Source organism: Paenibacillus sp. EKM211P, assembly GCF_011066175.1.
GTDB classification, from domain to species: Bacteria; Bacillota; Bacilli; order Paenibacillales; family Paenibacillaceae; genus Paenibacillus; species Paenibacillus polymyxa.
This window is the reverse complement of sequence record NZ_JAAMNS010000008.1, coordinates 94,099-119,016: the sequence shown is the minus strand read 5'-3', so window position 1 is coordinate 119,016 and position 24,918 is coordinate 94,099. Positions and strand designations below refer to the sequence as shown.

Here is a 24,918-nt window from a genome sequence, read left to right as displayed (position 1 = left end):
ACTTATACTCACCGGAAAGTCTTCATCAAATATTAATCGCTTTAACTTTGCAAGAAGAACCCAGCAGTTTATAATGATAAGCAGTGAATCATACGTTCGGCGGCTATCTGAACCTCTATGCGGCTGATTCAATATCTACAATTCATACTATCCCTTTCGGAGGTGTTTTTAGAGTGACAGCTCAATCCACAGGTGCGGAGATCCGCGATCTGATCATAATTGGAGGCGGTCCAGCCGGTATTTTCGCCGCTTTTTACGGAGGAATGCGTCAGGCATCCGTCACCTTAATTGAAAGTATGCCCCAACTGGGCGGCCAGCTTGCAGCCCTTTATCCTGAAAAATATATTTATGACGTTGCTGGCTTTCCTAAAGTGACTGCACAGGAACTGGTCAACAATTTGGTTCAACAAATGAACCATTTTAATCCAGAGGTGCAGCTAGAAGAGAAAGTCGTATCGTTAGAGAAGAAAGAAGAACGCCACTTCATTGTCAAAACAGACAAAGGTGGCGAGTATCATGGTAAAGCGGTTATTATTACCGCTGGCGTGGGTGCTTTCGAGCCACGCAGACTGGAGCTTCCAGGTGCCGATCGTTTTGAAAAAACGAACCTGCATTACTTTGTCAGCGACCTGAGCAAATTTGCAGGTCGTAAGGTGCTAATCAGTGGCGGCGGTGACTCTGCTGTAGACTGGGCCCTTATGCTGGAACCGATTGCAGAACAGGTTACATTGATTCACCGCCGTGACAAATTCCGCGCGCATGAACACAGTGTCGAGAACCTCCTCGCTTCCAAAGTAAACGTGATTACACCAACGGAAATTGCAGAATTGCATGGGGAAGATACGATTACAAAGGTCACTCTTGCTCATGTAAAAACCAAAGAAACTCAGGAAATCGAAGTGGACGATGTCATCGTTAACTTTGGATTTGTATCCACACTTGGTCCAATTGCTGAATGGGGAATTGAAATCGAAAGTAACTCCATCGTGGTCGATTCTCGTCAGGAGACGAATATTCCTGGCATTTTCGCTGCAGGAGACATCACTACCTATCCAGGCAAGCTTAAGCTGATCGCGGTTGGTTTTGGTGAAGCTCCTACAGCAGTCAACAACGCCAAGGTCTATGTAGATCCAGACGCCAAGTTGTCTCCCGGACACAGCAGTAACATGAAATTGTAGTTAATTTAGACTATGACAAAAAAGGGTATTTTACTCCAGATTTGAACCTTTGGAGTGAAATACCCTTTTTCACGGTGTGCCTATTCGTTGCAGTGATTGTCCGTAAAGTCATCCGAACCCTGAATGACTTTACAGTCGCAGTACGAGAGCTTGTCCGGTCTAATGAAGGACTACGGCTGTATTCATCTCTAGATTTCTTTTGTGAATTTCAGCCAGCAACAGTGCAATGAAGTCACATTCAAGTTTAAGCTCGATTGCCATCTGATAGGAATCCAAAAGCATTTCATCCGTCAGCATAGCCATCCTCGACACAACCTTTCCTTTTATTTCAAAATCTATTCTATCAAAATACCAAAAACGGAACAAGCGTTCTATTATCCACAGTCAATTGTGGAAATCCTGTGTATAAATTGTTGGTAAGTGTCGTTAACCCTTATATGTGACAGGGGATAATGTGGACAATATTTATACACAGAATTTTGGCGATTAAACGCAAAAAAATTTTTTTTATGTTTATACAAATATATTATATTTAGCATCTTGTTAATAGATTATAATGGAAACTTTTTGAAGAAAACCTGAATTTATTGAGGTCTTGTGTTTACCTCTAAAATCCATACCCGTCCATTCCAATCAAGCCCGTAATCAAATCCCAGTTGTCCGATCCCGGGAAATCTTCTTTCAAGTATAGGAATACAGTGCTGTGTAAGTTCAACGATCTCCCGCCGCTTTCGTCTAGCTAGCCGTCGCGGATATATCATTCGAAGTGCCTCTGTTCCCTTCAGCAAAGTTCCTCCTTTGCACAGATTCGTTATGACCAGTCCGGGACGAGCATGACGCGCCACCACTGCACGAAACTCCCATTTTTCCCCTTCCTTTACGACTTTGACTCGATAGTCAACAGGTCTACCTTGGATACTTGCTAGTTGAATACCTTGCTGAATGAGATACGGACGTTGGATTCGGAGCTTATTGATTCCGGCCACAAGCGCTCTAAAATGGCTGAACCGATATGTTTGTTCCATACGCGTACAGGTGTAGCCGTTCCCCTCCTTTGCCACGCGCATGACTCCGACACCTCCGCCTCCTTTTACGGGTTTTATAAACACAAAAGCATGCCGCCGTAGCATTATGCGCAATTGTTCTTCACTATATAGACAGGTTTCCGGTATATAAACGGCGGTATGTGGATGATGGAGGAGCGCCTTCGTCTTTAGCCATTTGCTTGCAAGTTGTCTCATCTAATTCTCTCCTTTCGCCGTCAGCTATACTTATACATACTCAATAGAGGTGTGCTATTCTTGGGTGATTGTCAGGATCATGTGTCTATTTCGACAAGATCATGACGAACGGTAGCATGCACCGGACAACACTGGTACAATGACAATAATCTGAATACCATTTAGAACGGAGCAGTTAAATTTGCTGCAAATTGTTTCTTTCAACAAGGAGGTCAACTCATGAATAGCAAAATTGGCATCATGGACATTGGCTCAAACTCCATACGTCTCGTGATCTATGAAATGACAGAGACAGGTGCTTATCGAATTGTGCAGGAATGCAAAGAAGCTGCCCGACTGAGCGAAAAGGTTGGGGCCAACGGCCGTATGGAACGAGAAGCAATCCGCAGCATCGCTCCATTGCTACGCCAATTTATGGAAGTTTGCCGTATGCACGGGGTTGTTCGTATGCGTGCAGCAGCAACAGCGGCCATCCGCAATGCGGCCAATTCGGACGAAATTGTTCAATGGATTGCGGAAGAGACAAATTTAACATTGGAAATCCTGAGCGGGGAGCAAGAGGGCTATGCCGGTTTTCTAGGCGTAGTGAATACAATGCATGTGAGTGACGGCATTATTATTGACATCGGGGGCGGCAGTACCGAAATTACGCTGTTCCGGGATCGAACACGGCTGCATACAGTTTCATTTCCCTTTGGCGCAGTCAATATGAATTGGCGCTTTGGACGTGAGGTCAAGAATGGCGAATGGTCTCCTGGACAGATTGAAGAAATGGAGAGCTTTGTCCGTTCTTCACTGCAAAACCATGATTGGATCTTCTCCAATCCGGGTCTGCCGTTTATCGGGCTGGGTGGAACCCTCCGTACTTTGGCTAAAATCAATCAGAAACGGCAGGATTACTCGCTTCCTGTGACACACCATTACGAAATGACAATAGAAGATGTCGATTATTTTTATAGTAGTCTGCCTCATCTCCCCTATGAAAAACGCAAAAAAACAGCCGGCCTGTCCAAAGACAGAGCCGACATTATCGTACCGGGTCTCATTATATTGAAAACGATCTTTGAAGCTGCTCAAGGCTCCGCGTATTTGGTCAGTGGAGCGGGTCTGCGAGACGGCCTGTTTCATGAGCTAGTCAACGCTGAACAGCCTGTGGTGGCTAATCCGCTCATCGCGTCCATTCGCAATATCCTGTCGTTTGCTGTCCCGGTTAGCGAAGCGCATGTCAAGCGAGTTAACGAGTACGCCGTCCGGCTCTATGACACTTTAGCTGAAGGACCCTCAATCGCTATGGACAAACGCTTGTTACTGACCGCAGCAACTCTTTACAAAACAGGCGCAGCCTTGAATTACTATCACTTCCGCCAGCATTCCGTGTTCTGGATCTTGCACGCAGGCATTGGCGGCTTATCTCACCGGGAAACAGTGCTAGCCGCGCTGATCGCTGATTACCACCCCAAAAACCGGACCCCCCGCTTGCTGCGCACACATGCAGATATTTTGGAGCCTTCCGACGAAGAACGTGTACACCGGCTCGGCTCGCTGCTCCAGCTAGCAATCGGTATGGATCGTAGCGAATCCGGCATCATCTCCGGCATCCATCCCACGACAGGAGACGATGCGCTGCATATTCGCCTGGAAAGCAAGAGTGAACCGATTCTGGAGCAATGGGAGCTGGTGGCTGTCGCAAAAGATTTTCAAAAGGCCTGGAATCTTACGTTGTCGTGGTCCATTCTTCCTTCTTCCAGTTTTTAACCTTCATTGCTTCGAATTGGCTCCTGATGGGAGCCTCTTCGTTGTTTCTGGCTACAAATTGATAGCTGCCATTCGGCAGAAGCTGGCGTGCTTTTACATTATCCTTCAAGGATAAACGTAAAATATCCACTAGCATTTCTTTGATTCGGTCGTCATAAATTGGGCACATCAACTCAATCCGGCGAGTCAGATTGCGAGTCATCCAATCCGCGCTGGACAAGAATAGCTCCGAATGACCTGCATTTTCAAAGTAAAACAGTCTGGAATGCTCTAGGAAACGGTCGACAATACTGATAACCCGAATGTTCTCGCTAAAGCCCTCCACTCCAGGGCGTAAACAGCAGACCCCTCGAATGATTAAATCAATCTTCACACCTGCTTGAGAAACCGCATATAGTTCATCAATCATTTCCTGATTGGATAAAGAATTAATTTTAGCAATAATACGGGCTGGCTTGCCTGCAAGTGCTTGCTCCGCTTCCCTGCGGATCAGGTCGAACAGCTTATTTTTCATTCCCGTCGGAGCTACGGTGAAAGCTTGCGGGGTCTTGAGCGCCGAGAAGCCCGTGATTTCATTAAACAGCTCAGAGGCATCCTCACCCAGCACCGGATCCGCTGTGAATAACCCGATATCCGTATATACACGTGCCGTACTTTCATTATAGTTGCCAGTTCCCACATGCACGTACCGTTTGAGCACATTACGTTCATGACGTACTATTAGAATAATTTTGGCGTGTGTTTTCAAGCCGACCAACCCGTATACTACATGACAGCCAGCTTTTTCAAGCGTACGCGCCCAAGCAATATTACGTTCTTCGTCAAAACGCGCCTTCAGTTCGACCACTACGGTCACCTGCTTGCCCGATTCGGCTGCACGTGCCAGAGCCGGAATGAGCTTCGATTCTCCATTGACACGGTACAGGGTCATCTTAATGGCCATTACATCCGGGTCCTCTGATGCCTCAATGATAAAATCAGTTACCGCATCGAACGATTCATACGGATGGTACACGAGCACGTCCCGTTTGCGAAGTACGTTAAAGATATCCTCTTGCGGAGGCAGTTCTTCCGGATACAATGGTTTGATTGCCGGAAATTTCAGATGCGAATACCCCTCCAAATGATCGGCAAAAGACGACAAAAACGTCAGATCTAACGGCCCGTCGATCTCAAATACATGATCGAACAGCTTGAATTCGCGTTGAAGTTCCATCAGGGCAAAGGGATTAATCCCTTTTTCCACTTCCAGTCTGACCGGTGCTCCCCGCCGTCTTCGACGCAGTTCTTTTTCAATCTCTTCGAGCAAATCTTCGATCTCTTCTTCATTAATGGACAAATCAGAGTTACGCGTAACCCGAAAGGCATGAACCGCCTCGGGGATATATCCAGAAAACAACGTTTGTATATGATGCTTAATCAGTTCCTCAATTAAAATAAATGATTTCTTCTTGCTATTGGAACGTAACGGCACCGAAACGACACGCGGAATATTGGAAGGCACCTGCACAATGGCAAAAAGCGGCTTATCCTCCTCCGTATCTCCTGGACGTTTCAAGACAACTGCCAAATATACGTATTTATTATGAACCAGTGGAAAAGGACGGCTTTGATCGACCGCCATCGGTGTAAGCACCGGAAATATAATTTCATGAAAATATGCATCCAGCGACTTGCGCTGTGTCGTATTTAAGTCATTATATTCAAGCAGCAAAAGACCTTTTTTCGTCAATAGGCGAGAAATATCACGATAGGTCCGGTATTGCTCGGATACCATCGAGACGGTACGCTTGATCAGGCGCTTGTACAAACCGGAGGGGGTATATCCCGTAAAATCCTTTTGCATAAAACCAGCCTTGATCTTCTCGCGTGTCTCTGCAACACGAACAGCCATAAACTCATCCAAATTGCTGGACACAATTGCTAAGAATTTGGCTCTTTCCAGCAGCGGTGTATCTGCATCCTGAGCCTCCTGAAGCACACGACGATTAAATTCAATCCAGCTTAAATCTCGGTTAAAGTAACGTTCTGACCCGGCTTTATCCTTCTTCTGACTCTCTATCAACATATGGCCTCCATCAATTTCATGCAGTATAGTTACCCTTTATTGTACTATTAGATGAAACGCACTAGCATCACAGAAGTGTAAACGCAATGTAAAATGTGTGTAAACACACAATGGATGTTGAAAAGGTCAAACGGATGCTTTACAAAAATAGCATTAAGCGGTACAGTGTTTACGTCTGTTTCATAGAGTAGAATGACGAACCGTACCTTTTTCAGTTGATTAAGTTCATTATGATGTGTAATAACCACTTAGTAGCCACGTTCAATTGCTGATTTTCAAATGGCATGATATAGGGAGGATTTACATTATGGAACCCAAGAAAACGCCACGCGTACTGCAAAAAAACATCGAATTTTTTACCGCGGCGCTGTCTCAACACCTCGTTTCGGTCTGGCAAGAGGACCCTGCGGGCGTATACTGTGAGATAGGCTGTGGTTATATCGAATTGTTCAGTAGCGAGATGATTCGGGTGCGCAATCAGGATGGGACCCCAAGCCATTATGACCGCAATATCACCATGTTTCAGCTAATCACGAAGGATCAGCCGATATAATTATTATATGCTATGTCTGCGCTGTTCTTCCAGATTAGAATGGTTATATGTTTAATCTACCAATTTTCATATCTGTTGAATCTTGCAGTTTTCTCCGAAAAAGCGCCATAGAGCGCTTTTTTTGTCGACTTTTTTTGAACATCGTTTGGAAAAGCAGTATGATAAGAAAGCATATTACCTAAATTTAAAGGGGAATCAACCGATGGAGCATACAACATCAGATGGGCGCATCCTGGTCATGACCGCGGTTGAAGGCGAACGGGAGGCTGTGCTGCGCGGCCTGAAAGGCGACACTCGCTTTGTGGTCGAGCTGGCTGGTGTAGGCGCTCCGTCCGCAGCGGCTTCAACCGCGCTGGCACTGGCCACTGGCGGCTACCGTCTGGTCATTAGCGCTGGAATTGGAGGCGGCTTCGTGGAGGTCGCTGCACTGGAGAGCGTCGTCGTTGCTGACGCGATTATTGCCGCCGACTTAGGGGCAGAGACGGCAGAGGGCTTCAGCAGCGTGGACGAGCTGGGTTTTGGCTCCAGCCGCATCGCCGTGAACGCTGCCACCGCGCAGCGATTCGTTCAGGCGTTGCGTGACGCTGGCCAGACGGCCGTCGCCGGACCGATCCTGACCGTCTCGACGGCCACCGGCACAGCGGCTACAGCGGAACGCCTAGCCAAACGCGTTCCCGGCGCTGCTGCCGAAGCGATGGAGGGTTACGGAGTAGCCGTGGCGGCCAACAGGTTCGAGCTGCCGATGATGGAGATTCGCACGATTTCCAATGCTGTTGGTCCACGTGACCGTGCATCCTGGCGAATCAAAGAGGCTTTGCAAGCGTTGGAAGCCGCATTTTCTACATTAACGGAGGTTATATAGATGCAAATTGCTTTTTCACCTTGTCCTAACGACACTTTTGTCTTCCATGCCTTGGCGCATGGATTGATTCCGGGCGCACCCGCGCTGGACATTACATTCGCCGATATCGACATCACCAACAATCTGGCGATCACACCAGACGGACTTGATATCATGAAAATTTCGTACGCTGCACTTCCTTGGGTGCTGGATGAATACGCCCTGCTGCCTTGTGGTGGTGCACTGGGCCGGGGCTGTGGACCGCTCGTGCTGACTAAGGAAGGTTCCACCGTCGAAGGTCCGGAAGCCCTATCCGGCAAGTGTGTAGCTGTTCCAAGTGAACGTTCCACCGCTTATCTGCTGTTCCGTCTTTGGGCGGCCAAGCATGTGCCTGGAGGTGTCGGCGAGATCGTCGTGATGCCGTTCGACCAAATTATGCCTGCTGTCCGTGACGGAGAGATAGATGCAGGATTGGTGATTCATGAAGCACGCTTCACATATCCGTCCTATGGACTTAGCAAGCAAGTTGACCTAGGGAACTGGTGGGAAGAAGATACAGGGCTGCCGATCCCGCTCGGAGCTATTATTGCCCGTCGTACGCTGGATCTTGATGCGATCACCAACTGGATACGTGCCTCTGTCGAATATGCTTGGAAACATCCCGAAGCTTCGCGTGAATATGTATTGTCTCATGCGCAAGAGCTATCACCCGATGTCGCCCAATCGCATATCGACCTGTACGTGAACGATTTTACCGCCAATTTGGGCGACAGCGGTTATGCCGCCATTGAAGCCTTGCTCGGTCGCGCTGCGCAGGAAGGGCTGGTGCCTCCGTTTGATTTAGCCAAACTGCGCCTTACGTCCACAACAACACGCTAAAAGGTGCAGACATGCCATGCATGTTATCTCCTAAATAGAGCAGCTTAAGCATATAAAACCTCCCGAACGAGCACATTGCCTAGCCATGCGCCCCATTCGGGAGGTTTTATGATTTCATAATGCAAATTCTCATTGGGTCTCGACTTGATCCTTATTCTTAGCTCTGTTCTTGCTCCACGACCTCGGTCTTAAACACGTTATCCAGTTTGGTACCCAATCGTTTGACCAGCGGCACCTTGATATCCCGACTCAGCTCTTTGAAAAAAGCGTCCATGTCACAATTAATCTTATCCAGCACGACCTTCACGGTGCCCTCTTCCAAAATCTGCTCATTCAGATCCTCAGGTACCGTAACCGAGATATCATACTTCTTGCATAACGTTTTAATGTAGCGGCTAAAGATTTCGATAAGCTCCTCATTGTTGAACTTCTCAACTGCAACTTGCCCTTTGTTCGTAAATTTCAAATTCACTCTCACGTTAGCATTTCCCCTTTTCCTTTTGACCATTTATTTTGGATAAACGTTGAACCATTCAGAGGCTCTTCAAAGAAAGGGCCTTACCGGTCGTTTTAGACTCTTGTCCTTTGATATACTAAGTATAACACATTAAGTCCGTTTTCATTTCCCAACTTGTCGTTTTATGATAAAAAATGATACATTTTGCGCATTTTCAGCATAATTTCTTTCTTTTCATGCCAATCATTAGGAATAGTTTATACACAAATACACAAGAAAACGCCTATCTCGCAAAAGAAAGACGTCTCCGTGTAGATGCTTAAGCAGTATGCATTTATAAAGGCTTCGTACATTCCCAACCGTGTGAACGATACTCACGCACAGCATCTCGTATATCCTCAATATCATCTGTATGCAGCAAAATCGCAGGTAGAATTACCCAGTACTCATTCTCCGCTAGATCAATAAATACGTCCTCGACATCATAATATTGCATATCGCCAAATGCCGTATCCCTGATTTTCTGTCCAACCAAAGGTGTAAAAGGGGAATCAAATGTTTTCATCACCTTCGTATATTCCTTCACACCCGTTGCCGAGATTTGCTGTGAAATAATGACACTCAATGGTGTTACCTCCCTGACCTAATAATGCTCATTATAACCTTCTCTCAGACCTTCTACAAAACCATGCGCGAAAAAAATCATAAAAATCAATAGGCCAATGCCAATGGCAACGGAGCTGATAACGATAATCAGGATGCCTTGCGTGTTTCTTTGTTCCATCTTTCTAGTCAAAATTCCGAAAACAAGACCTATAAGTCCAAACAAGCCTCCAATGACAAAAAAACTAAATACGAACCCCAAACCTGAAAAAATCCAACCAAATAGAGCGAGCACCCAGCCCTGCGGCTGCGGCTCACTCTGTTTCATCTGCCAGCGTTCCCTCGCTGTAGGTGTGTACCTGTCCATATCCTAGCCCCCCGCTCAATTTGTATACTTAAGACAAAAATCTGTAAAGTCCAGCATCGGATTAACGTTAGGTTCCTCCTATTGCTGACCAGTGAGCTTAAAAGTGCCGCCTTCCCGCTTACCAAGCGGATAATTTTGAACCGTCATTTCCACCTTCGTATTCTTATCCCATACCGGAAGCTTGTCAGATGTACCGTACTCTTTCATAACTATATTTATGACTTCCTCGGCCTTCTTCGTCAATGCAGCAGAGGACATATTATATTTGCCATAACCTTGATAAGCACCGCCAAAACCGAGATTAGGTTGGTTGTTCACATTCAGTAGCACACCCTTCAACTTGCCATCCTCTGCCACATCAAAAGTCACTTTTTCCAATACAAAATCATCTGTAACGACAGATGTCTGCTCTAACACATGCGTTATGGATGACAGGTTGGCTGCTAATTTTACTTTTCCAAGTAGGGCCTCTGTATCATTTTGTTGCTTGGTTAAGGCTTGTGTTGTCTGTTTTAGCGATGCATTCGCTATAGTTAAAGAACTAACCTTCGTATTCAGATTATAATTCCATACCGCCAAGGCTATACAGCCTAGTACAGCTACTCCAGAAATGACCGTTGCTACAACTGCCAGCTTACGAATAGGCTGTGGTTGTGGCTCCACAGACTGAGTATGACCGCTTAACTCTCCCATACCAAACTTCCTCTCTATTTATATAGTCATATTTTACTATTCCCCTCTCTGATATTCTAGTATATTTTTCCTAATTCTATATTTTCTAAGCATTTGTACAGGAATTCGTTTCATTAGCCTTCGAGCTTTGGTTCGCCTCGCTTTCCGGGAGAAGCTGTATTTACCAAATACACACTACCTGCAATCAGCACCAACCCCACTACAAATGTCAAAGTGAGGGACTCTCTGAGCATGACCATACTAAAGAGTGTGGATAGCACCGGAATCATAAACGTATATGAGCCGACGGTTCCTGCATCCCCATTGTCGATTAGCTTAAAATAAATCATCCAGCCCATCGCAATCACGAATACTGAAATAAACAATAGAATCGCGATAAAGGAGGCTGTCCAGTGGATATCGCTCCATTTCTCGGTCGTAAACCCAATCCCGTTGAGTATGATCCCTCCCAAAATGAGTTGCATCGTCACCGCCCAAATGGAGTCCAGTTGTTTACTTTTTTTCTTCATATAAATCGTTCCGAGCGCCCAGCACAGTCCCGAGGCTAGCCCCAACACAATGCCCAGCACAGACAAATGACCTGCCATTCCGCCTGAGCTAATCACGATCACTCCGCCAAAACCGAGTACCAGTCCAATGACCTTCAGAGGAAACATACGCTCTCCCAACCACAGCCAGGAGAATAATCCCAACAAGATCGGTTGAAGGAATACCAAAGTGGAAAATAATCCAGCAGGCAAATAACGCAGTCCTACCGTCTGCAAGCCATAGTAGCCTGCAATATTAAATATAGCCAGCACAAGATATGTCCACGCATTTTGTCTAAGGCGTAAGGTTTTCCGATTACGCATAGCGAACAACAGCAGAATCACACCACCCAGCAGCGTGCGGATTCCCGAAAAAAATATCGGCGGCGTATCTGGCAAGGCCAGCTTGGTCAACGGCCAGTTGATCCCCCATACCATCACTAATATCAAGACAAGCCACAACGTAGCTTTAGGCGTTAATTTTTTCATAGATGTCTCTCTCCTTAGAATTTCATTGCGCATTGCTTACGACTAAAATCTGAACAGCCGTTTGCAAAGTTTTGCTTTACTAGCTTATACTGTGGTCACTAATAAATAAAATGAATGTTTTCAATAAGGGAGATAACTTTTCACTTATGACTATTACTCAGATTATGATCTTTGTTCGCGTAGCTGAAACACTAAACTTTACCCAAACTGCCCATGAGCTGCATATGACGCAACCTGCGGTCAGCCATGCCATCGCCAGTATCGAGAACGAGCTCGATGTCCAGCTATTGCTGCGCGATCGAAAAAAAGGCGTGCTCCTGACAGATATTGGACACAAAGTACTACTGCAATTTCGCATGATGCTGCAAAGCATGGAAAAAGTGCAGCAGCAGGTGGCCGCTGAAAAAGGCTTAGATGTGGGTACGATCACGATTGGTGCCTTTCCTTCTGCCTCGGCCTATTTTCTGCCCCCGATTATTGATCATATTCGTCAGCACTATCCGAACCTTGTTTTCGATTTACACGAAGGTTCCACGAATGAAGTCAAGGAGTGGGTACATACCAGAGAAATTGAAGCGGGAATCATCCTGTTGCCAGACTCTGAGGTAGATGTAATCCCCTTATGTCAGGATGACATGGTTATTCTGCTGCCTGACGGTCACCCTTTTCAATCGCACGACAAAATCGCCATCCGAGACTTGAATCAACAGGAGATGATCTTTTGTAAAGGTGGACATGAGGTCGCCATTATGGAAGGTTTTGAACGCGAGCAAAGTCAGTTGCAGGCACAATTCATTACTCACAATATCAGCACCCTAGTCAGCATGGTCCGACAAGGACTAGGTATGGGAATTGTCTCTTCACTCGCCTTATCCACGTTCCCCCATGATCTGACCGTCAAGGAAACCACGCCTCTAATTACGCGTCAAATCGGTATCGCTGTACCGTCCCTGCCCAATGCTTCACTTGCTGTTCAGTTATTTGTGCGTACTGCACAGGAGCTGTTTACGGATTTGAAGCAATAGAGCATATATGCAGAATTATGAAATCATCGAATACAAGGAAAAGCTGCGTGTGGCAACTATCACCACTTGTAGAAAAGGGAACAGCCCTATGTTATACTGGAAACAGAAGATATATCATTTACCCACATGTCATATAAACTATGACATGTGGGTAAAATGAGAATAGCCGCGATGTACCACCATCGCGACTATCTGACAAAGGCCGGTGGGCGACCACGGCGAGAATTTCATACTACGTACGAAAAACCACCGGATTGCTAGGAGGCCAAACCTATTCCCGGTGGTTTTTCTTGTCTTTTCGTGATTGTTTCCAGGATTGAACCAAAGCCTTAAGACCAGTAGTAATACTGACCAACTTCAGCACAAAATCAAGAATCTTCACGATTAGATCAAATGACACGGCGTCACCCCCTCTCGGGCTAGCTTCGCCGTATCTTCCACCGGTTATTTTGTCCAAATTATTATATCATAAATAGGAAAATTGGAATATAAAGAGTGAGAAAAGGAGAATAAAATATTAGTCGTGAGGTGTCACTTTGTTTTTTACAAGGTTAAGCTCAATATGGGTTCGGCCATGCAACCATAGCAATTCATCCATTAAAAACGCCAATCCGTCCTTACTACGCAAACGCTCGATCATTTCTGTAACGACTTCCATAATCTCACGCTGCACATTCTTCGCTAATTGGAGACCCCCACTTTCCCCATCTACATAAAGTTGTGGATGATCTGGCTGTTCAACCTTTCGTACATGACGCAGACATAATATCCCATGTTCAAGATAAAAAAAATAGTTACGATTATACAGAACTCCCTCAAATAATTCATACATAAGAGGATCATCATCAAGTCCACACACCATAACAGCTCGCTTTAATTCAACTGATCCAGTCATAAAAAATCATTCATCTCCTATTTCATTAATCTTTTGTTAAACAAAGAACAAATATTATATTTATATGTAATTAATGTACGACTTCTTAAACATATAATACATCTTTTCGTTATAAATCACAACACTTATCAAATAAAATGTACGCATTATTGTAATTTAAGTTTGACTTCTCTAAGATTTAAGTACATATAATAAATAATAGAGGAGGATTACTTATGGGATTAAAACCAAGTTATAAACCAATGGAAATCACTCTAATTAAACGAGATAAAACACGAACCTACCTTCGTACTCAATTAGGAATATCACCATCGACTTTGGCTAAAATGTCTAATGGGGAATTTGTAGCAATGAGTGTCATTGCACGTATATGTGAGGAATTGGATTGTAAAATTGAAGAGGTTGTAGAGTTTATAGAGGAACAACCGTTAGATATATAAAAATAGCGCTAACCTTTTGGGGTAGCGCTATTTTTATAACTTACTATGTGTTTTTTATGTTAAACTCAATTGCTTACGATTTATTCTGCTTTTACTATTAAAAAGAAGTACACTATGAAGTTTTTAAACTAGCAGATAAATTTCAATTAATAATATATCTACTCGTTAACAACGGATTCTATGTCATGGTCTGCTATTACCCATAATGGTTCACCAGTTAGACCTTTATCTTTCACATATTTACTTACTTTTCTAGTTAAATCCACTATGTTTCTATACTCAACCATACAATTATTTTCATTCCCAAGCACACTATGAATTATCTGAGCCAATCTATCAGCTACACCATTACCTTCTTCAAATAATATACTCCATGCACCGAATGGTTTTGATCCTCCTGTAAAACCATCAAAATATTCTCCTTCAAAATTAGGAACAGATAGGAATGATTTTATGCTTAAACCATATGCTTTACCTACGCTAATCTCATTAATAATATTTTGATTCATCGTCCACATTGAATTAACTATGTACTTCTCCTTTCGTAGTACTTTAGGATTATCAGAATCATGAATGATACTATAATTGACTTTAAAGTGGTTTAGAATTTTGGAAACAGTAACGATATTTGCCTTCCCCAAGCAATTAATAACATGGATACAATCTTTTTCGATTTTCCCCATTTGCATGAGAGCTTTAACAACAGTAACTTCTGTTTCTCCTTCAACAAGTAAGTTATGGGATGAAAAAAAGAATTCATTAAAATAAGGGTTGCAGTAATTTAACATTTTGAGATTTTCTTTGTCGTCAGCGGTAAATTGTGCTTCATCTGTGGAAAACGTATTAACAGCGTGCTGAGTATCCTGGGATTTTTCGATTCTTATAATAGTTGTGTGATCTTTAGTTAAGTCAATGAAAACAGAGGAATGACTTGAAACCATTACCTGCCAATCTTCATGTTCTGCAATTGCATATAATGATTCCATAGCGCTTCTTATAGCACTTGGATGTAAAAATGCCTCAGGTTCCTCTAACAATAATATTTTTTTTGTACCTATTCCAACTGGCTTCTTTTTTACTTGATGTCTTCCTGTATCTGCAAGCATCTTTAAGGCTGACCACAAAAAAGTTCGCTGCAAGCCAGTACCGTGATTAGAAAGTGGAGCTAAATGTTGGTCACTATTTCCTAAACGTATAAAGCTTCCACTACCTATAAGTTTGTCAGGTTCAATTTTGCTTGCTTGTGGGTCAATTCGAATTACAGTTGCTTCAGGGAATACTTTCATCATTTCTTCGGAAACCATATTACAGGAATTACTTAATTCTTCTGATATTTCTGTTTGAACATCTTCTGCTAACTTTTTAATATCTCCTAGAAGTTGTTGAACTTTCGACTTATCTTTTTTTGTATTCTGTTTAATAGCATCTATTAGTATTTCAAGTATTTTCTTTTCCAGTTCGGAAGGATCATCCAATGGTGATATCTTAAGCGGTGTAGGAATTCTATTTGTTAGAATGGTGTCTAACCCCCCTAATCCCCCTTTTTCATACTGACCAGTTGTAGGATCATAGGAAAACTTTTCACCACCTACATCTGGCGCAGACCATTGGTATTGAGCTTTTATACAATTTTTATAACCTAATTCTCCATCATCATGTATCCACTTTCCAGCCATTTTATCTGCTTCATTAATGTCAATGAAAACCCCCGTGATTCGAGGCTTATTTTTAATATCTTCGTTATGGAAATCCTTAATTTTTAACGCAGCGCCCGTTGATGCAAATGCCTCATATGCTGATAATATTGTTGTCTTACCAACATTATTTTTGCCAATTAAAACAACAATATTATCAATTTTTACTCTTACCCCATTAGAACCAATACCACGATAGTTCTCAATTATTAATTCCGCCAACTTCATACTTAAGACTCTCCTTTTTTTGATAGACATACCTAATAGACCTAATCATTCATCCTAGTAGGTCTAAAATACTATACATTGCAAAACAATAGAATATGTTTCCTTTTGTTAAACTTTTTCTTTTCTTTTTTTATATTTAGTACCTTTTACAGTAGAGTGAAAGTCAATAATTTCTCCAATTAATAAATATTAGATCCTTGTGCCTACTTGGTTATCAGTTTTTTATACATTCAATTGTTATCCCTTATGTATTCGACTGATATTTGATACTCTGTAAAAGCTTTTAGGCCTATCCTATAGTATGATAAGAGCTTTTTACCAAAGCTAAAAAACCTTTTGAAATGTGTCCAGTATCAAGCACAGTTTCAAAAGGCCATGATTATTAATTTTACTTATAAAATTTAGAATCAATAGTTTGAAATCCCGAGCAGGACAAGCAAACCTAATACATAATTAACAAGGTTCTTCGCTTGGTTTTCCTGCATCAGTAGCTGTACGGAAGCTTGAACCGCAGCCGCATGTAGCTACAGCATTCGGATTATGAATCGTGAAACCGCCAGACATACCAGACTCTTCAAAGTCGATTTCCAGACCGTCCAGATAGCGGATACTATCCTTTTCCACGACTACTTTCATATCCTGTACATTCATATATATATCCTGATCCGTCTCGTTGTCGTCAAAGCCCATGGCGTACGAAAATCCAGTACATCCACCTGGCGTAACACCCAGACGTAAAAACATATTCGGCGTTTCCTGCTGCTCCAGCATTTCTTTCAGGCGTTCAGCAGCGGAATCGGTGATGTTAATCATAGCTCCATCCTCCTCTTTTACTTCATGCTCCCCTTCAGTATACTCTCTTATTTGCAGGTGCTCAAGTCATGGAATGTCCTTCCGTTACAGGCTTAAACACCTCTTTTTCTACTCGTTTGTATTGAACACCAGTGGTGTGAGGTTTATAATAGGTGAAGAGTGTGTTAAAGAAACTGTCGGAAATTTGTCATTTCAAAGGCGAAATTATGAGACATCCATCATTGTAGCCTGGCATTGTAACATTTTTCACATATCGTATATCCGCGCTGCCGGATTTTACCGACGGAACGGGACATCCTGTGCGCATCAAGCGCTTGTGCCGCTAATTCGGCGGACAGCCTCGCACAGAGCAACTTGAAGGAGGAATAGGCATGTCCACATTAGTTACACCTTTTACAGACCGCAGAATGGCGGAAATTGTAGAAAAGGTACAAAACGGGATTCGTTTGAACCTCGAAGATGGTATATATTTGTATGAAACTGACGATATTCTCACACTGGGCCAGTTGGCTAACGAAGCTAATTTACGCAAGAACGGTAAAAAGGTTTATTTTATCGAAAACATGAGCCTGTACTTCACCAATGTATGCGAAGCGCGCTGCGCGTTCTGCAATTTCCGCAAGGATCAGGGGGAGGAAGGCTCTTATACGTTGTCTGGGCAGGAAATGATTGATTATGTAGAGCAACATATCCATCCAGGCGTAAGAGAATTCCATATCGTCGGCGGTCATAATAATCATGTGCCTTTCCAATACTATGTAGATTCATTGAAGGCACTGAATGAAAAGTATCCCAACGTTACACTGAAAGCATACACTGCAGCGGAAATTGACTTTTTCACACGCATAAGCGGCTTGAGTGTTAAAGAAGTTCTTCAAGAGCTGCAAAAGGCAGGACTTCAATCTCTGACTGGTGGTGGCGCGGAAATCTTATCTGATGAATATCGGAAGAAGATGCGTGTTACCAAAGCCAATGTGGACCGCTATCTTGAAGTACATCGTACGGCCCACAATCTCGGTATGAAAACTCATACGACGATGCTGTACGGTTCAGTCGAAACTTATCAGGATCGTATTGAGCACATGCTGCAAATTCGTGAATTGCAGGATGAAACAAATGGATTTATGGTATTTATCCCACTGTCCATGCAGCCGAAAAGCAAAAACGCCAACATCATGCGCCGCAACTCTGCTTACGAGGATCTCAAAACCATTGCGATCAGCCGTTTGATGCTGGACAATATCGACCATGTTAAAGCTTACTTCATTAATATTGGTCCGCAATTGACGCAGGTCGCTCTTACCTTTGGCGCATCTGATGTCCATGGCACGATTGTGCGCGAGCAGATCAGCCATGCCGCAGGTGCGTTGACTCCTGCCGGATTGACCCGCAAAGAGCTAATCTGGCTGGTCAAAGGTGCTGGACGCATACCTGTAGAACGTGACACCTTCTATAACGAAATCGAAGTTTTCGAATAAGTGTAACATCGGATTCAGATTTCCCGCGTGCATTTTATCCCCATTACTCACACCAAGCAGCCTCAAGCTGCCCCGGAACACGTCGGTCTGTCTGCTAAAGGCAGGCCCCTTTCCGGGCTTTACAACAACAAAACTTGTGCTAGATCGACAAGACACCAGACCATTTGCCGGGGACACGGTAACGAAAGGACGGCGGATTTTGATGAAAAATTTCGTTATTCTAGGGGGCGGCTATGGCGGCCTTACCATTGCCAAAGAATTGCTGGATAAACACATTCCCGACGATATTCAAGTTATTTTAGTGGATCGGATGCCCTTTCAGGGGCTGAAAACAGAATACTATGCCCTTGCGGCAGGTACCGTATCTGATTTTGATTTGCGGGTACACTTTCCGGATGAACAACGTCTTATTCGCAAATACGGAGAGGTCACTTCGATGGATCTTGAGAATAAAATGGTCCATTTTCAAGACGGTGAGCCTTTGCCCTATGACCAGCTTGTCATCGCGCTAGGTTGTACTGACCGCTTTCATAATACACCGGGAGCTGAAGAATACAGCTGTACGATCCAATCCTTTAATCATACCCGCCAAACGTATCTGCGCTTGAATGAAATCAAGCCTTATGGACATGTCCATATTGTAGGTGGCGGTCTAAGTGGGGTCGAGATTGCTGCGGAGTTACGTGAAAGCCGCGCGGATTTGAATATTACGATTATGGATCGGGGCGAGCGGGTACTATCAGCATTTCCGCAGCGTTTGTCTGCTTATGTACATGCCTGGTTCAAGGAGCATCAAGTGAATGCGCTGAATCACGTTGCGGTTTCCCGTATTGAGCCAGGGGCTATTTACAACCGTGATGAGCCAATTATGACCGATGCGGTAGTATGGACAGCCGGGATTCAGCCCGTTAAAATTGTGCAGGATTTAGCAGTTCCTAAAGACCCTCAGGGTCGCATCGTGCTAAATGAAAATTATCAAATACCGGATCATCCTGAAGTGTACGTCGTCGGAGACTGTGCGAGCCTTCCTTACTCTCCAAGCGCTCAGGCGGCAGAGGTGCAAGGTGAGCAGATTGCCCACATTGTACGCGACCTGTGGAAAGGACAAACGCCTCACCCGCATCCTTTAAAGCTACGTGGTACATTAGGTGCACTTGGCAAGAAGGCCGGGTTTGGTTATGGCTTTATGGGCAGTACCTCTTTGCGTGGACGAGTGCCGCGTCTGCTGAAGAGCGGTGTGCTCTGGAAGTCCAAACGCCATTTTGGCTAATTGGATACTCAACAAACAAAGAAGACCTGCTTCCAGAGCAGGTCTTCTTTGTTGTTGCATCGATGACTTCTATTTTCAATCCAAATCCAGGTTGTCCCATGCTTCGGCTTCTTTAATTTTGTTTAGAATCACTTCGTACAGAAGCTCTGCTGAATCTGCGGATACAATTTCACCGTTAACCATCGCATAAGGCTCAGCGTTACACTGACCGCAATTGCTTAGGCAGCCGTATTCAATCACATCATAATCTGGATTCTGTTCCAGTTTAGCCATAATCTCATCGGTACCAAAATGCATATTACTGGTGCAAAATTCAATAATAGGTCTTAACATTTTTTTCACCTGCTTTGGATGACGGGCATTTTAATTTGGCCCGCTTTGTAATATAATAAATAAGGTATAGGAAAGGAGTTGAATTCTAATGAGCGAAGCACAAAGCGTTCAGATGTATGATGAAGTAGCAGACGTACTGGATAAGCTCCGTCCGTTCCTGCAACGCGATGGCGGTGACGTTGAGCTGGTTGACGTTGAAGACGGCATCGTTAAGCTGAAGCTGGTAGGTGCTTGCGGCAGTTGCCCAAGTTCTACAATTACGCTGAAGGCAGGGATTGAACGCGCTCTTCTCGAAGAAGTCGAAGGCGTCCAAGAAGTGGTACAAGTATTCTAATGCTTGATGCATAATGATCAGAGAGTCTTGACTTCGGTAACGAAGCTCAAGACTCTTTTTTGTGTTACAACGTCTAAAGGATCTCTCGATCTTATATGGTTGGCCGAATGGGGTCCAATCCTCCGGACACATCCATAATATTACCCGTTATAAAATCCGAATGCTCCTCACACAAATAGGCGATCACTCGCGCAATGTCCTCTCCGCTTCCTGGACGCCCACGCGGTGTCTCTGTATCCTGCATGCCGATGACATCGGCAATCGACTTTTCCTTGTTCGCTCCTCGGATATCCCCGGGACAGATCATATTGACCGTGATGCCATGGGGAGCTTCCTCTACAGCCAGTGACTTCGTAAAAGACACCAGCCCCACCTTAGCAGCTGCGTAGACGGCGCGATGCGGCCAAGCCCTTGCTTCTCCAGCATGACCAAAGCCAAAATGAATAATACGTCCCCATTGCTGGCTACGCATGTGCGGCAATACCAAATGATCCAGCAACATGGTACCGACCAGATTCCCCTGTATCATGGCATGAATCTCAGCCACACTGTAATCCGCAAACAGACGGCGTTCCCGGATGAACGGTCCAGCATTATTCACCATAATATCGACTCCGCCCAGCCGATCCTGCACTTCACCGATCAGCCTGGTGATATCTTCCTGAACCGAGATATCTGCTTGTAAAGACAGGCAGCGTACTCCCTTAGACTCAATTACCCGCTTAAGCGCTTCGGCTTCAGCCTGGCTATGGACATAATTCAGGGCAATGTCACAACCTTCATCAGCCAGACGCAGAGCGGTCATTTTACCTAAACCTTTGGCACTACCCGTTATGAGTGCGACTTTGTCTCTCAACAGTTTTCCTCCTCTTCACAGAGAACGGTCACCCCCAAGTATAAAATATTTAAGCAATCCCTACAACTCCAACCAAAAAGGAAACCCCAGTCCTCTTGTTTAAGAGAAGCTGGGGTTTACGTTCAGCGCATTCTTAGTTTCTGCTTAAAATGCAGGGATAATTGCGCCTTGATATTTGTCTTCAATGAATTTTTTAGTTTCTGGAGATTGCAAAGCTTTAAGCAGTTTTTGGATCGCTTCGGAATCTTTATTATCAGGACGTGCTACCAGTACGTTAGCATATGGTGAATCTTTGTCTTCCAGTGCCAATGCATCCTTGGTCGGATTCAGCTTGGCTTCCAAAGCGTAGTTCGTGTTGATCAACGCAATATCCACTTCAGGCAACTGACGTGGCAGCATAGCTGCTTCCAAAGTTTTAAATTCCAGATTTTTCTTGTTTTCAGTAATATCTTTTACGGTAGCTTCAATGTTGCTTGCGTCCTTCAGCTTGATCAGACCTTGTTTCTCCAACAGCAACAATGCACGGCCTCCATTGGTCGCATCGTTCGGAATCGCTACTGTTGCACCGTCTGGAAGTTCATCAAGCTTTTTATATTTTTGGGAGTAGATACCGAATGGTTCCAGATGAACCGCGCCAACAGAAACCAGATCCATTTTACGCTCTTTATTCATCACATTCAGGTAAGGTACATGTTGATAAAAGTTAGCATCCAGTTGCTTGTCAAACAATTGTACGTTCGGCTGTACATAGTCGTTAAACTGAACGACTTGAAGACGAACCCCTTCTTTTTCCAACTGAGGCTTGATCGCTTCCAAAATTTCCGCATGTGGCACAGGAGAAGCTCCAACTTTCAGCTCGACTTCACGCGGTGACCCGCCTGTATTTTCGGCCGCATTGTTTGTATCCGATGTTGTGCTCTTTGTACCGCAAGCAGCCAGTACCGCAATTAATGTCAAGCTCAATACAGCCAATACCCATTTCTTCATGTTGTTACCCCTCCAATAATTTGTAATATTCAGGATCAGACGTCCTGATCAATAAGGATATCTATATGTTTTCCCTATTTTCGAGTATAATGCCGCACGAGACGGTCTCCCGCCATTTGCAGCAATTGTACCAATACGATCATCAGCACGACCGCAACGATCATTACAGCCGTTTCATAACGATAATAGCCGTAGTTGATTGCCAGCGTACCCAGTCCACCGCCCCCGATCATACCGGACATTGCCGTGTAGGATACGAGTGTAACGACGGTAATGGTTAATGCGGCGAGCAGGCCCGGCAGTGCCTCACGTAACAGCACACGCCGGATAATTTGTCCTGTCGAAGCCCCCATCGCTTGTGCAGCTTCAATGACACCCTTGTCCACTTCACGTAGTGACGTTTCGACAAGACGTGCGAAGAAAGGAGCAGCCCCGATAACCAATGGCGGAATGGTTCCCAGCACCCCGGTCGAGGTACCTACCAACGATCGTGTAAAAGGAATAAGTGCGACGATCAAGATGATAAATGGTACGGAACGCAAAATGTTAACGACGAAAGATAATACAACGTATATCACCTTCATCAGAGTCAACGAGGAACGGCTTGCCAGAAACAACAATATACCGAGCGGCAAACCAATAACGAGGGTGAACAATGCAGATGCCCCGAGCATCTGAAGGGTTTCCAGAGTAGAATTCCCTAGCTCTTCCCAACTCACTTGCGAAAAATCAAGTTCGCTCATTGTCCGATCACCTCCACATCGAGTCCTTGCCCTGACACTTCGCGCAGCGTATGTTCTATATCTGAATGGTTTCCTTCAAAACGAACGATCAGCTGTCCATACGGTACGTTTTTAATCGTAGAGATGGTGCCCTGTAAGATTGCAAAATCAACACCTGTACTTCGAGCCGTACGCGATAGAATTGCATCATAAGTTTTACTGCCCAAGAAGGAGATACGTACCACCTGTGCCGATTCGCCGCTTCCTGCGGCAGCAATCGCTGCTTGTAACTCCTCGGGATGTTCTGCCTCCCGCTGGATAAAGTCCTTAGTTACCTGGTGCTGTGGCTTCAAAAACACTTCCGCCACCGGACCTTGCTCCACGATATCGCCCTGATGAATGACGCCAACTCGATCACATATACTTTGAATGACATGCATCTCATGAGTAATCAATACGATGGTCAAATTAAAGCGATGGTTAATATCCAACAGCAATTTCAGGATAGACCCTGTCGTCTGCGGATCAAGCGCAGACGTCGCTTCGTCACACAGCAGCACATGCGGATCACTAGCCAGTGCCCGTGCAATCCCTACCCGCTGCTTCTGTCCACCTGAGAGCTGTGACGGATATTTTCCACTGTGTTCTTTTAGTCCCACCAATTCCAGCAGCTCGCGAACTTTCTTGTCTAGCTCCTGCTTTGGGGTATTTACTAGCCGCAATGGAAATGCAATGTTGTCATACACTGTCGCCGAAGACAACAAATTAAAATGTTGAAAAATCATTCCGATTTTTCGGCGTTGCTTCTGTAACTGGGCTTGACTCACAGTCACAAGGTTAACCCCATCTACCCATACTTCGCCTGAAGTAGGGCGTTCCAATAAATTAATACAGCGGATCAACGTACTTTTGCCCGCCCCGGAATGACCAATCACCCCGAATATTTCTCCACGCTTTATAGAAAGGTTCAACCCGGACAACGCATTAACGCGTCGGTTACCTTTACCATAATGCTTGGTTAATTGCTTAATCTCTATCAACGTGCTGCGACCTCCTTCACTTCTTTCTTACCCTGTTAACCAGTTGTCATCTCTCGGGATTGTATAAAATCACTATTTATTTATACAAAAAAGAGCCCCTTTCACAGAATGAAAAGGGCCCCACCTTGCGAACCTTTTCTCATCTGCCAAAATCGCTATAACTCTAGCGGTTTTGTAGGAATTAGCACCATATGTTCCCTCCCGGTGCATTACACCGGGAAAGAACGGGTTGCCGGGCTTCATCGGGCCAGTCCCTCCACCTCTCTGGATAAGAAAAATATGTTAAACTCCAGCTTTAGCTGTCCGTTAAGTTTATATAAAAAAAATAATTCAAGCATTTTTCTGAAACTAGGTTTCAGTATAGATAGTTTACATTGCTTTGTCAAAGGATATTTTCTGTCATAATTATGGGCGCACTGCCCGGTTCTCCCATTGTTTCGCAGTATAAGAAAATGCGTTTGATAGCGACTGGCATACCATTTCCAAGCCCTGCTGCAAATCTTCCAGATGGTGATCAAGATCCTCCAGTTGGATTTTTCCATATAAAGCACGGTGACGTTGCCAGAGATCGTCCTGCATTTCCGTGTTCATATAATGTATTTCCGTATTTCGACGCTTACGCAAGCGATTGATGGCATCGTTGTATGTGTCCTTGATATCATTTAAATTATCAGTCAATACAGGATGCATTTTGAGATATTTGAGCTGTCTCAACACGGTAAAATACGAATAATGCGCCTTATACTGCCCTGTTTTTAAATCATACAAATCATTCATCCAATTACCAAGCTTATCCAAAATAGAGAATACCCGCACAAACCCATCCTTATAAAAGAAAACATACAAAGCATAATCGGATTTTTCATCCTTGCTCATATCTTCAGCGTATCCGGCTTTCACTTTCATACGGAAAAAGGCGGCAGCATGATGGCTCTGCTCCAGTTCATCCAAAGACGACATCAGACCACGTGTTAAAATATCCGCCTTCCGAAAGTCATGGGTAGGATCACCACTGGCCTGGATTTGCCGTTCCAGCAAATGTAACATGTCTGACATGCTATTCATGGCATCCAGCAGGACGCCATGATTTTCACGTGGGGGCTCGCCCAACAGCTTGCGTATCATGCTTCACGCCTCCTTCATATCTGTAAA

General features: G+C 44.4%; 28 protein-coding genes and 1 riboswitch. Of the genes, 10 read left to right on the top strand and 18 right to left on the bottom strand.

The window, feature by feature from the left end; genetic code table 11:
- Positions 1-173 precede the first annotated feature (173 nt).
- A complete protein-coding gene (locus tag G9G57_RS13885) occupies positions 174-1,178 on the top strand; it encodes an NAD(P)/FAD-dependent oxidoreductase (RefSeq protein WP_016820026.1) in 1,005 nt (334 codons plus the stop codon).
- Between the two features lie 159 nt (positions 1,179-1,337).
- Here the strand turns inward: G9G57_RS13885 and sda are convergent, their stop codons facing one another.
- Both sda and G9G57_RS13875 read right to left on the bottom strand, forming a co-directional pair.
- Positions 1,338-1,481: a sporulation histidine kinase inhibitor Sda gene (gene sda, locus G9G57_RS13880; RefSeq protein WP_007431918.1), complete on the bottom strand. Its 144-nt coding sequence runs from the start codon at positions 1,479-1,481 to the stop codon at positions 1,338-1,340.
- A 281-nt stretch (positions 1,482-1,762) separates the two neighbouring features.
- On the bottom strand, positions 1,763-2,419 hold the full coding sequence (locus G9G57_RS13875; protein ID WP_107734717.1) for a YheC/YheD family protein: 657 nt from the start codon (positions 2,417-2,419) through the stop codon (positions 1,763-1,765).
- Between the two features lie 219 nt (positions 2,420-2,638).
- Here G9G57_RS13875 and G9G57_RS13870 point away from each other — a divergent pair, with 219 nt between their 5' ends.
- Positions 2,639-4,174, top strand: a complete 1,536-nt coding sequence (locus G9G57_RS13870) for a Ppx/GppA phosphatase family protein (protein ID WP_164965085.1) — start codon at positions 2,639-2,641, stop codon at positions 4,172-4,174.
- Here G9G57_RS13870 and ppk1 read toward each other — a convergent pair.
- Entirely contained in the window at positions 4,134-6,242 is a 2,109-nt protein-coding gene (ppk1, locus tag G9G57_RS13865) for a polyphosphate kinase 1 (protein WP_164965084.1), read from the bottom strand. The two genes, G9G57_RS13870 and ppk1, sit on opposite strands and share 41 nt — an antisense overlap.
- A gap of 307 nt (positions 6,243-6,549) precedes the next feature.
- Here ppk1 and G9G57_RS13860 point away from each other — a divergent pair, with 307 nt between their 5' ends.
- From G9G57_RS13860 to G9G57_RS13850, 3 genes are all read left to right on the top strand, one after another.
- On the top strand, positions 6,550-6,795 hold the full coding sequence (locus G9G57_RS13860) for a hypothetical protein (RefSeq protein ID WP_016820022.1): 246 nt from the start codon (positions 6,550-6,552) through the stop codon (positions 6,793-6,795).
- A gap of 202 nt (positions 6,796-6,997) precedes the next feature.
- Positions 6,998-7,657 carry a futalosine hydrolase gene (locus G9G57_RS13855; protein ID WP_045244891.1) on the top strand — a complete coding sequence of 220 codons (660 nt, stop codon included), beginning with the start codon at positions 6,998-7,000 and terminating at the stop codon, positions 7,655-7,657.
- Positions 7,658-8,515 carry a 1,4-dihydroxy-6-naphthoate synthase gene (locus G9G57_RS13850; RefSeq protein ID WP_153794595.1) on the top strand — a complete coding sequence of 286 codons (858 nt, stop codon included), beginning with the start codon at positions 7,658-7,660 and terminating at the stop codon, positions 8,513-8,515.
- 157 nt (positions 8,516-8,672) lie between these two features.
- Here the strand turns inward: G9G57_RS13850 and G9G57_RS13845 are convergent, their stop codons facing one another.
- The 5 genes from G9G57_RS13845 to G9G57_RS13825 all read right to left on the bottom strand — a co-directional run bounded on the left by G9G57_RS13845 (position 8,673) and on the right by G9G57_RS13825 (position 11,651).
- Positions 8,673-8,993, bottom strand: coding sequence for a hypothetical protein (locus tag G9G57_RS13845; RefSeq protein ID WP_013372898.1), 321 nt, complete (start codon positions 8,991-8,993; stop codon positions 8,673-8,675).
- A 313-nt stretch (positions 8,994-9,306) separates the two neighbouring features.
- Complete coding sequence (locus G9G57_RS13840) at positions 9,307-9,597, bottom strand: hypothetical protein (RefSeq protein WP_019688524.1); 291 nt, start codon at positions 9,595-9,597, stop codon at positions 9,307-9,309.
- Positions 9,598-9,615: 18 nt separating this feature from the next.
- Positions 9,616-9,942, bottom strand: coding sequence for a hypothetical protein (locus G9G57_RS13835; protein ID WP_016820018.1), 327 nt, complete (start codon positions 9,940-9,942; stop codon positions 9,616-9,618).
- A gap of 78 nt (positions 9,943-10,020) precedes the next feature.
- Positions 10,021-10,635 (bottom strand): hypothetical protein, encoded by a 615-nt coding sequence (locus G9G57_RS13830; protein WP_090890423.1) that lies wholly within the window; start codon positions 10,633-10,635, stop codon positions 10,021-10,023.
- Between the two features lie 113 nt (positions 10,636-10,748).
- A complete protein-coding gene (locus G9G57_RS13825) occupies positions 10,749-11,651 on the bottom strand; it encodes a DMT family transporter (protein ID WP_164965083.1) in 903 nt (300 codons plus the stop codon).
- Between the two features lie 146 nt (positions 11,652-11,797).
- Between G9G57_RS13825 and G9G57_RS13820 the strand changes: the two genes are divergently transcribed.
- The gene (locus tag G9G57_RS13820) at positions 11,798-12,676 is read left to right on the top strand and encodes a LysR family transcriptional regulator (RefSeq protein WP_164965082.1); all 879 of its coding nucleotides are present in this window, start codon (positions 11,798-11,800) and stop codon (positions 12,674-12,676) included.
- Positions 12,677-12,947: 271 nt separating this feature from the next.
- Here the strand turns inward: G9G57_RS13820 and G9G57_RS26230 are convergent, their stop codons facing one another.
- Together G9G57_RS26230 and G9G57_RS13815 are read right to left on the bottom strand one after the other, a co-directional pair.
- Positions 12,948-13,076 (bottom strand): hypothetical protein, encoded by a 129-nt coding sequence (locus tag G9G57_RS26230; RefSeq protein ID WP_257126266.1) that lies wholly within the window; start codon positions 13,074-13,076, stop codon positions 12,948-12,950.
- A 117-nt stretch (positions 13,077-13,193) separates the two neighbouring features.
- Positions 13,194-13,571, bottom strand: coding sequence for a hypothetical protein (locus G9G57_RS13815; protein ID WP_164965081.1), 378 nt, complete (start codon positions 13,569-13,571; stop codon positions 13,194-13,196).
- Between the two features lie 215 nt (positions 13,572-13,786).
- On the opposite strand from G9G57_RS13815, the gene G9G57_RS13810 reads away from it, so the two are divergent.
- The gene (locus G9G57_RS13810) at positions 13,787-14,011 is read left to right on the top strand and encodes a helix-turn-helix domain-containing protein (protein WP_164965080.1); all 225 of its coding nucleotides are present in this window, start codon (positions 13,787-13,789) and stop codon (positions 14,009-14,011) included.
- A gap of 158 nt (positions 14,012-14,169) precedes the next feature.
- Here the strand turns inward: G9G57_RS13810 and G9G57_RS13805 are convergent, their stop codons facing one another.
- Both G9G57_RS13805 and G9G57_RS13800 read right to left on the bottom strand, forming a co-directional pair.
- Complete coding sequence (locus tag G9G57_RS13805; protein WP_164965079.1) at positions 14,170-15,933, bottom strand: ATP-dependent nuclease; 1,764 nt, start codon at positions 15,931-15,933, stop codon at positions 14,170-14,172.
- Positions 15,934-16,386: 453 nt separating this feature from the next.
- Entirely contained in the window at positions 16,387-16,746 is a 360-nt protein-coding gene (locus tag G9G57_RS13800) for a HesB/IscA family protein (protein ID WP_016820013.1), read from the bottom strand.
- Positions 16,747-17,117: 371 nt separating this feature from the next.
- Here G9G57_RS13800 and mqnE point away from each other — a divergent pair, with 371 nt between their 5' ends.
- Together mqnE and G9G57_RS13790 are read left to right on the top strand one after the other, a co-directional pair.
- Positions 17,118-18,224 (top strand): aminofutalosine synthase MqnE, encoded by a 1,107-nt coding sequence (mqnE, locus tag G9G57_RS13795; RefSeq protein ID WP_016820012.1) that lies wholly within the window; start codon positions 17,118-17,120, stop codon positions 18,222-18,224.
- A 202-nt stretch (positions 18,225-18,426) separates the two neighbouring features.
- Positions 18,427-19,494, top strand: coding sequence for an NAD(P)/FAD-dependent oxidoreductase (locus G9G57_RS13790; RefSeq protein WP_164965078.1), 1,068 nt, complete (start codon positions 18,427-18,429; stop codon positions 19,492-19,494).
- A 75-nt stretch (positions 19,495-19,569) separates the two neighbouring features.
- On the opposite strand, the gene G9G57_RS13785 is transcribed toward G9G57_RS13790, so the two are convergent.
- A complete protein-coding gene (locus G9G57_RS13785) occupies positions 19,570-19,827 on the bottom strand; it encodes a YuzB family protein (protein WP_013372909.1) in 258 nt (85 codons plus the stop codon).
- Positions 19,828-19,915: 88 nt separating this feature from the next.
- Between G9G57_RS13785 and G9G57_RS13780 the strand changes: the two genes are divergently transcribed.
- Positions 19,916-20,161, top strand: coding sequence for a NifU family protein (locus G9G57_RS13780; RefSeq protein ID WP_013372910.1), 246 nt, complete (start codon positions 19,916-19,918; stop codon positions 20,159-20,161).
- A gap of 91 nt (positions 20,162-20,252) precedes the next feature.
- Here G9G57_RS13780 and G9G57_RS13775 read toward each other — a convergent pair whose 3' ends face one another.
- From G9G57_RS13775 to G9G57_RS13755, 5 genes are all read right to left on the bottom strand, one after another.
- Positions 20,253-21,017, bottom strand: coding sequence for an SDR family oxidoreductase (locus tag G9G57_RS13775; RefSeq protein WP_016820009.1), 765 nt, complete (start codon positions 21,015-21,017; stop codon positions 20,253-20,255).
- A gap of 144 nt (positions 21,018-21,161) precedes the next feature.
- Positions 21,162-22,004 carry a MetQ/NlpA family ABC transporter substrate-binding protein gene (locus tag G9G57_RS13770; protein ID WP_017427284.1) on the bottom strand — a complete coding sequence of 281 codons (843 nt, stop codon included), beginning with the start codon at positions 22,002-22,004 and terminating at the stop codon, positions 21,162-21,164.
- Positions 22,005-22,078: 74 nt separating this feature from the next.
- Complete coding sequence (locus G9G57_RS13765) at positions 22,079-22,747, bottom strand: methionine ABC transporter permease (protein ID WP_017427283.1); 669 nt, start codon at positions 22,745-22,747, stop codon at positions 22,079-22,081.
- The gene (locus G9G57_RS13760; protein WP_164965077.1) at positions 22,744-23,766 is read right to left on the bottom strand and encodes a methionine ABC transporter ATP-binding protein; all 1,023 of its coding nucleotides are present in this window, start codon (positions 23,764-23,766) and stop codon (positions 22,744-22,746) included. The genes G9G57_RS13765 and G9G57_RS13760 overlap by 4 nt, the downstream gene beginning before the upstream one ends.
- A gap of 136 nt (positions 23,767-23,902) precedes the next feature.
- A riboswitch (SAM riboswitch) is annotated at positions 23,903-24,041 on the bottom strand.
- Between the two features lie 130 nt (positions 24,042-24,171).
- Positions 24,172-24,891 (bottom strand): Cthe_2314 family HEPN domain-containing protein, encoded by a 720-nt coding sequence (locus G9G57_RS13755; RefSeq protein WP_016820004.1) that lies wholly within the window; start codon positions 24,889-24,891, stop codon positions 24,172-24,174.
- Positions 24,892-24,918: the final 27 nt, after the last annotated feature.

Excerpts from the sequence above, each read along its gene's own strand:
- ppk1 (WP_164965084.1), bottom strand. The coding sequence starts at position 6,242 with ATGTTGATAGAGAGTCAGAAGAAGGATAAAGCCGGGTCAGAACGTTAC.
- G9G57_RS13810 (WP_164965080.1), top strand. The coding sequence starts at position 13,787 with ATGGGATTAAAACCAAGTTATAAACCAATGGAAATCACTCTAATTAAA.
- G9G57_RS13755 (WP_016820004.1), bottom strand. The coding sequence starts at position 24,891 with ATGATACGCAAGCTGTTGGGCGAGCCCCCACGTGAAAATCATGGCGTC.
- G9G57_RS13770 (WP_017427284.1), bottom strand. The coding sequence starts at position 22,004 with ATGAAGAAATGGGTATTGGCTGTATTGAGCTTGACATTAATTGCGGTA.
- G9G57_RS13785 (WP_013372909.1), bottom strand. The coding sequence starts at position 19,827 with ATGTTAAGACCTATTATTGAATTTTGCACCAGTAATATGCATTTTGGT.
- G9G57_RS13765 (WP_017427283.1), bottom strand. The coding sequence starts at position 22,747 with ATGAGCGAACTTGATTTTTCGCAAGTGAGTTGGGAAGAGCTAGGGAAT.
- G9G57_RS13825 (WP_164965083.1), bottom strand. The coding sequence starts at position 11,651 with ATGAAAAAATTAACGCCTAAAGCTACGTTGTGGCTTGTCTTGATATTA.
- G9G57_RS13860 (WP_016820022.1), top strand. The coding sequence starts at position 6,550 with ATGGAACCCAAGAAAACGCCACGCGTACTGCAAAAAAACATCGAATTT.
- G9G57_RS13835 (WP_016820018.1), bottom strand. The coding sequence starts at position 9,942 with ATGGACAGGTACACACCTACAGCGAGGGAACGCTGGCAGATGAAACAG.
- G9G57_RS13875 (WP_107734717.1), bottom strand. The coding sequence starts at position 2,419 with ATGAGACAACTTGCAAGCAAATGGCTAAAGACGAAGGCGCTCCTCCAT.
- mqnE (WP_016820012.1), top strand. The coding sequence starts at position 17,118 with ATGTCCACATTAGTTACACCTTTTACAGACCGCAGAATGGCGGAAATT.
- G9G57_RS13855 (WP_045244891.1), top strand. The coding sequence starts at position 6,998 with ATGGAGCATACAACATCAGATGGGCGCATCCTGGTCATGACCGCGGTT.
- G9G57_RS13805 (WP_164965079.1), bottom strand. The coding sequence starts at position 15,933 with ATGAAGTTGGCGGAATTAATAATTGAGAACTATCGTGGTATTGGTTCT.
- G9G57_RS13830 (WP_090890423.1), bottom strand. The coding sequence starts at position 10,635 with ATGGGAGAGTTAAGCGGTCATACTCAGTCTGTGGAGCCACAACCACAG.
- G9G57_RS13850 (WP_153794595.1), top strand. The coding sequence starts at position 7,658 with ATGCAAATTGCTTTTTCACCTTGTCCTAACGACACTTTTGTCTTCCAT.
- G9G57_RS13815 (WP_164965081.1), bottom strand. The coding sequence starts at position 13,571 with ATGACTGGATCAGTTGAATTAAAGCGAGCTGTTATGGTGTGTGGACTT.
- G9G57_RS13820 (WP_164965082.1), top strand. The coding sequence starts at position 11,798 with ATGACTATTACTCAGATTATGATCTTTGTTCGCGTAGCTGAAACACTA.
- G9G57_RS13800 (WP_016820013.1), bottom strand. The coding sequence starts at position 16,746 with ATGATTAACATCACCGATTCCGCTGCTGAACGCCTGAAAGAAATGCTG.
- G9G57_RS13780 (WP_013372910.1), top strand. The coding sequence starts at position 19,916 with ATGAGCGAAGCACAAAGCGTTCAGATGTATGATGAAGTAGCAGACGTA.
- sda (WP_007431918.1), bottom strand. The coding sequence starts at position 1,481 with ATGGCTATGCTGACGGATGAAATGCTTTTGGATTCCTATCAGATGGCA.
- G9G57_RS13870 (WP_164965085.1), top strand. The coding sequence starts at position 2,639 with ATGAATAGCAAAATTGGCATCATGGACATTGGCTCAAACTCCATACGT.
- G9G57_RS13790 (WP_164965078.1), top strand. The coding sequence starts at position 18,427 with ATGAAAAATTTCGTTATTCTAGGGGGCGGCTATGGCGGCCTTACCATT.